This is a genomic window from bacterium, from assembly GCA_040755795.1.
In the GTDB taxonomy this organism is placed as follows: domain Bacteria; phylum UBA9089; class CG2-30-40-21; order CG2-30-40-21; family SBAY01; genus JBFLXS01.
Genome location: JBFLXS010000697.1, coordinates 1 through 1,330, shown reverse-complemented (window position 1 = coordinate 1,330; position 1,330 = coordinate 1). Strand labels below are relative to the sequence as shown.

Here is a 1,330-nt window from a genome sequence, read left to right as displayed (position 1 = left end):
GTGTTCTATTGGATGCATCGTTATTCCACCTCCCAAACAAAATCTCCAGAATAATACACTATGTACTTCTGTTATCTTTATCGACATTTTCTCTCACAAACTTTAGCTAATTTAGGACACCACCGAAAAATTTAGCGAAAGTTCGTGAGATAGAACTGCCGGTAGAAGATGCTCAAAGAACACCCCCTACCGGTCAATGTTCAAACCATTTTACCTGGTTTATCACCTACAACTACTTCTTCACTTCCTGCAATAAAAATCTATAAACCTTACCAGTCTTTAGGTTTTCAAGATATAACCCTTCTTCATCTTCAAACATCCGCCAGAGCTGCTGGCCATCTTTCTGGAAGGTAATATCGCCTGTATAATAGCCATGTGCCTGTACATAGCCTTCGACATCTAATTTGTATTTTGGCCTCGTCGTCCCGATGCCGACGTTGCCTGAGGTTGTTAATGACAACGGATTTCTCCATGCTGCTCCATCATGCCCCCAAAAATCTAGGCGTGCATTTCCATCATCAAAACCTGCTACACATTTTGTTGTTCCTGCTTGCGCCCATCCAAGCCAAGCATCTTGAGTTGCTGAGCCATCAATAACAATAGTGGCTGCGTTTGTCATCTGACTTCCCCCAGAGTCATAAGCTCTATAAACTTGCAACGCATTCGTTGGCCCCGTCGTCCCGATGCCGACGTTGCCTTCCCTGGTAATACGCATCCGTTCCTGCCAACCAGTTGCATCATTGGTGGAAAATACCATATCATCTGTTGGAGTACCACCCGGTACACAATTACCTATTGTCCAATCATATTGACCCGGAACCTCACCACCTACAAAACAGCCTAAACCACCCATAAGGTTACCAGCAGCTGGAGTAAGAATAGCATCTGCACTGTAAATTTGTGCTGCAAAGGCAGATGTAGGGTTGATAATTAGCCCAACTAATAACATCACTGAAATTATTGTCTTTTTCATTTTTTTACTTCCTCCTTTTTAGTTTTTGTCTGTGTAAAAATGGAGATGTGGTGATATTGGAGATATGGAGATTGATTTTAAAAAATATCTCCTCCTCTCCTCTATCTCCTTATCCCCTTTGCTTACACTTTTTCTTTTCCTTATACGATTGCCCGGCAATAAATTTTGGAGGATGTTTTTTCACCACCTTTCTTCGCAAGATTGGGCAGGTACAAGGTATACTTTAACTGATACTCGATATTCAAGTTTTTTTAAGATTAAGTGGTTTATCCTTTTTTAACCGCAAAGAACGCAAAGAAATTAACCGCAAAGAACGCAAAGATTATAGTGCTCTGTTAAGATTGAATTTGCATGTTA

General features: G+C 41.0%; 1 protein-coding gene. It reads right to left on the bottom strand.

All coding sequences use genetic code 11. From position 1 onward, the window contains the following. Positions 1-232: 232 nt before the first annotated feature. Positions 233-973 (bottom strand): hypothetical protein, encoded by a 741-nt coding sequence (locus tag AB1414_21035; GenBank protein MEW6609897.1) that lies wholly within the window; start codon positions 971-973, stop codon positions 233-235. Positions 974-1,330 lie beyond the last annotated feature (357 nt).